Origin of the sequence: Microbacterium sp. HMWF026 (assembly GCF_003061325.1) — a bacterium.
GTDB lineage: Bacteria > Actinomycetota > Actinomycetes > Actinomycetales > Microbacteriaceae > Microbacterium > Microbacterium testaceum_E.
The window spans coordinates 1-4,069 of sequence record NZ_QAJB01000068.1; the positions used below are offsets into that span (position 1 = coordinate 1).

Annotated in this window: 4 protein-coding genes; 2 read left to right on the plus strand and 2 right to left on the minus strand. The window is 71.6% G+C overall.

What is annotated here, in order from left to right; genetic code table 11:
* Positions 1-188: 188 nt before the first annotated feature.
* Together DBR36_RS03190 and DBR36_RS03195 are read right to left on the minus strand one after the other, a co-directional pair.
* Entirely contained in the window at positions 189-1,352 is a 1,164-nt protein-coding gene (locus tag DBR36_RS03190) for a glycoside hydrolase family 3 N-terminal domain-containing protein (protein ID WP_108317535.1), read from the minus strand.
* Positions 1,353-1,430: 78 nt separating this feature from the next.
* Positions 1,431-2,687, minus strand: a complete 1,257-nt coding sequence (locus tag DBR36_RS03195; RefSeq protein ID WP_108317536.1) for an LCP family protein — start codon at positions 2,685-2,687, stop codon at positions 1,431-1,433.
* A 92-nt stretch (positions 2,688-2,779) separates the two neighbouring features.
* Here DBR36_RS03195 and DBR36_RS03200 point away from each other — a divergent pair, with 92 nt between their 5' ends.
* Together DBR36_RS03200 and DBR36_RS03205 are read left to right on the plus strand one after the other, a co-directional pair.
* Positions 2,780-3,616 (plus strand): aldo/keto reductase, encoded by an 837-nt coding sequence (locus DBR36_RS03200; RefSeq protein ID WP_108317537.1) that lies wholly within the window; start codon positions 2,780-2,782, stop codon positions 3,614-3,616.
* A gap of 14 nt (positions 3,617-3,630) precedes the next feature.
* On the plus strand, positions 3,631-4,069 hold a 439-nt coding region (locus DBR36_RS03205; RefSeq protein WP_146185191.1), incomplete at its 3' end, for a thioredoxin domain-containing protein.

Genomic DNA, 4,069 nt, shown 5'->3' on the forward strand with positions numbered 1-4,069 from the left:
GGTGCGGCCCTGCGGCGTCCTGCCGGCCGCACCCGCCCCGTCGATAAACGCACCTTGTGCCGAAACACGCGGTGCCGCGCCGTGTTTCGGCACGGATCGCGTTTATCGGCGCCTAGGCGCGGCCGCAGCCGCGCCGCACCCCGGCCGCACGCTGGGCGCCCCCGCGCCGCACCCGGGCCCGCCGGCGCCTACGGCATCTGCGCCTTCTGCGCCAGGATGCGGCGCACCGCGGCATCCACCTTCGCCGCGAACGCGGGGTCGGACTGGGCTCGCGCGAGCACGGCCTGATGCATCTCGGGGTAGACCGAGGGGTCGGCCGACACCAGCAGCAGGTCCACTCCGGCGTCGATGGCGCGCGTGGCGCGCTCGCCGGGGGAGTACACCTCCACCTGATCCGCGGCCGAGAGGTCGTCGACGGTGATGACGCCGTCGAAACCGAGCCGGTCGCGCAGCACCCCGACCACTGCGGGCGAGAACGCCGCCGGGACGTCCGGGTCGATCAGCGCGTAGTCGGCGGTCGACATCATGACCACCGCGTCACCCTGCGGCAGGATCGACGCGTACACGCCGACGTCGGGCCCGTCGCCCGTGACCACCTGATCGGTCACGCCGGTGGAGTAGTCGGTGTTGTCGTCGACGTGCCCCAGTCCCGGGAAGTGCTTGAGGGTCGGCAGCACCCCGCCGTCGCGCATGCCCGCCGCGAACGCGCCGGCCTTCGCGGCGACCGTGGCGCCGTCGTAGCCGTACTCGCGGGCGAGCTCGCCGATGGGGGGATTGGATGCCGCGAACTCGGGGCTCGTGACGATGTCGGCGACCGGGCCGAGGTTCATGGTGACCCCCGCGGCGGCGAGCTGACCGGCCCACGCGGCGGCGCTCGCACGAAGGGTCGAGTCGTCCTGCGCGGCCTGATCGACGGCCGAGGGGATGCGGTCGAACCCCGGGCCCGAGAGCACTTGGACGGTCCCTCCCTCCTGGTCGGTGGCGACCCACAGCCGCGGGGCTCCCGCGGGGACGGCGGCGGTGAAGCCGCGGACCAGCTCGGCGACCGCGGCCGTTCCGGCATCCGACCGCCCGTGCAGGAACACCCCGCCGATGTGGTCGTCGCGCACGGCGGCGAGCGTGGTCGGGTTCACGCCCTCGACCGGGGTGCCGACCATGAACATCTGCCCGACCTTGTCGGCCAGGCTCATCGCGGCGAGCGCGTCGGGCGTCGGCGTCGGGGTGGGCGTCGCGGTCGGAGTGGGCGGCGCGGTCGGCGTCGCGCTCGGGGCGGCGCCGGTCGTGGGGGCGCACCCGGCGAGCGCGAGCACGACGAGCAGCGCGATGGCCGAGAAGCGGGGGGCGGTCTTCACCCCTCGATGCTCCCGCACGAGTCTGGACGTCCGGTCACCGCGGCGGTCCGCCGGCGGTCTCGACGCTTACGGGCCCGCTCAGCCCAGCCCGTTCGAGCAGGTGGCCTGGCTGGCCTTGCTGCCGTTAATGTTCTCGGGCAGCTCGACCACGCCGGGCGTCGCACCGGCGTCGGGCGTGGCGCTGGCATCCGGAGCCGGGGTGGCCTCTTCGCTCGCGCTCTCGGTGGGCTCGGGGGTCGGGACCGAGGGGTCGGCGACCACTCCGCGTCCCGCGTCTCCGGTGAGGGCGAGGGGGGCGTTGGCGGCGAGGGCCTGCCACAGCACCTCGGCGGACGCCTCGTCGGGGACGACGCGGTTGGAGTCGTAGGGGTCGTCGACGACGGGGAACTGCACGAACGTGATGTCGTCGAACGGCACGTCCTTGAGCGTGTAGGCGAGCTGGGCGATGCGCACGGGATCGGCGAGGCTCTCGCTCGGCTCGATGTTGCGCACCGCGGTGCTGGCGAGGTTGAGCAGCGTCCCGGGGTTGGTGAGCACCTCGTCGCTGCGCAGCTTGTTCATCAGCCGCGAGAGGTACTGCTGCTGGTTGCCGATGCGGCCGAGGTCGCTGCCGTCGCCGATGCCCTTGCGAGTGCGCAGGAACGCCAGCGCGTCGAAGCCCTTCACCACGCGGTTGCCGGGTTCCCACTGGATGCCGGCATCGGGGTCGTCGATGCCGTCGCCGCCGATGCACACCTCGACACCGCCGATCGCGTCGGTGATGTTGACGACGTTGCCGAAGCTGACCTTCGCCGCGAACGGGATGCTCTGACCGCTCAGCTCGGACACTGTGTCGGCGACGCAGGTGAGACCGCCCGCCTCGTAGGCCGTGTTGATCGAGGCCTTGAAGGCGCCCGGGAACGCGGTGCCGTCGGCGGCGGTGCATTCGGGGATCTCGACCTGCAGGTCGCGGGGGAACGACACGACCGTCACGCGACGCGGGTTGGTCGAGACGTGCACGAGCATGTTGACGTCGTTGCGGGTGCCGGCGTTCTCGGGGTCGGAGCAGCGGGCGCCGAAGGCCGCCGAGACGACGTCGTCGCACTCGTCGGTGCCGACGACGAGCACCGCGAACGGCTCGTCGTAGGTGCTGAGGGCGGGAGGCTGGGCCGGGGCGTCCTTGAGGGGGACCGCGGCCTTTTTGAGGGTCTGCGTGAGCGAGAAGGCGTAGAAGCCCGCGACGGCGACCCCGGCGACCACGGCCACGGTGACGATGATGGCGAGCAGCTTGGCGCCGCGTCGCCACGCCGAGACCGGGCGGCGGTGCGCGTGGCGGGTGGGCGGCAGCGACGTCATGCGCAAAGTCAATCACGACGCGGGCGCCGAGGGGGCTCGGCTGCCGCGTCAACCCCGAGAACGCTCGAAGCACCAGTGCCTAGGCTCGATGCATGACCGTTCCTTCCATCCAGCTCAATGACGGAAACTCCATCCCCCAGCTCGGTTACGGCGTGTTCCTCGTTCCCGCCGACGACGCCGAGCGCGCCGTGTCCGAGGCCCTCGAGGTCGGCTACCGCCACATCGACACCGCCGCGATCTACAAGAACGAAGAGGGCGTGGGCCGGGCCATCGCCGCGAGCGGCATCGCCCGCGACGAGCTGTTCGTCACCACCAAGCTCTGGAACGACCGCCACGACGGCGACGAGCCGCTCGCCGCGATCGACGAGAGCCTGCAGAAGCTGCAGCTCGACGCCGTCGACCTGTACCTGATCCACTGGCCGACGCCCAAGAACGACAACTTCGTGCACGCGTGGCAGAAGATGATCGAGATCCGCGAGGCGGGCAAGACCCACTCGATCGGTGTGTCGAACTTCCTCGTGCCGCACCTCGAGCGCATCGTCGCCGAGACGGGTGTCACCCCCGCGGTCAACCAGATCGAGCTGCACCCGGCCCTCAGCCAGCGCGAGATCGCGGCCTGGGGTGCCGAGCACGACATGCACATCGAGTCGTGGGGCCCGCTCGGCCAGGGCAAGTACGACCTGTTCGAGATCCCCGCGGTCAAGGACGCCGCCGAGGCGCACGGCAAGTCGCCCGCCCAGGCGGTGCTGCGCTGGCACATCCAGCACGGCTTCATCGTGTTCCCCAAGTCCGTGCGCCGCGAGCGCCTCGAAGAGAACTTCGACCTGTTCGACTTCGAGCTGACGGCCGACGAGATGGCCGCGATCGACGGCATCGACCCGGGCGACGGCTCGGGCCGCGTGGGCACCCACCCCGACGACCTGAACTGACGACGGGCAGAGCCCTGAACCGCCTGGCGAACGCCTCGAGCCCGTACCTGCGGGCCCACGCCGACAATCCCGTCGCGTGGTACCCCTGGGGGCCCGAGGCGTTCGCCGAGGCCGCGCGTCGAGATGTCCCGGTGCTGGTGTCGATCGGGTACAGCACCTGCCACTGGTGTCACGTCATGGCACGCGAGTCGTTCCAGGATGCCGACACCGCCGCCATCGTGAACGACGGCTTCGTGGCGATCAAGGTCGACCGCGAAGAGCATCCCGACGTGGATGCCGCCTATCTCGACGCCGCCAGCGCCTTCACGCCCCACCTCGGGTGGCCGCTGACGGTGTTCGCGAGCCCCGAGGGGCGCGTGTTCTACGCGGGCACGTACTTCCCTCCCGCGCCCCGCCCACCGCAGCCGTCGTTCCGCCAGGTGCTCGCCGCGGTCCGCGAGGCGTGGACCGAAC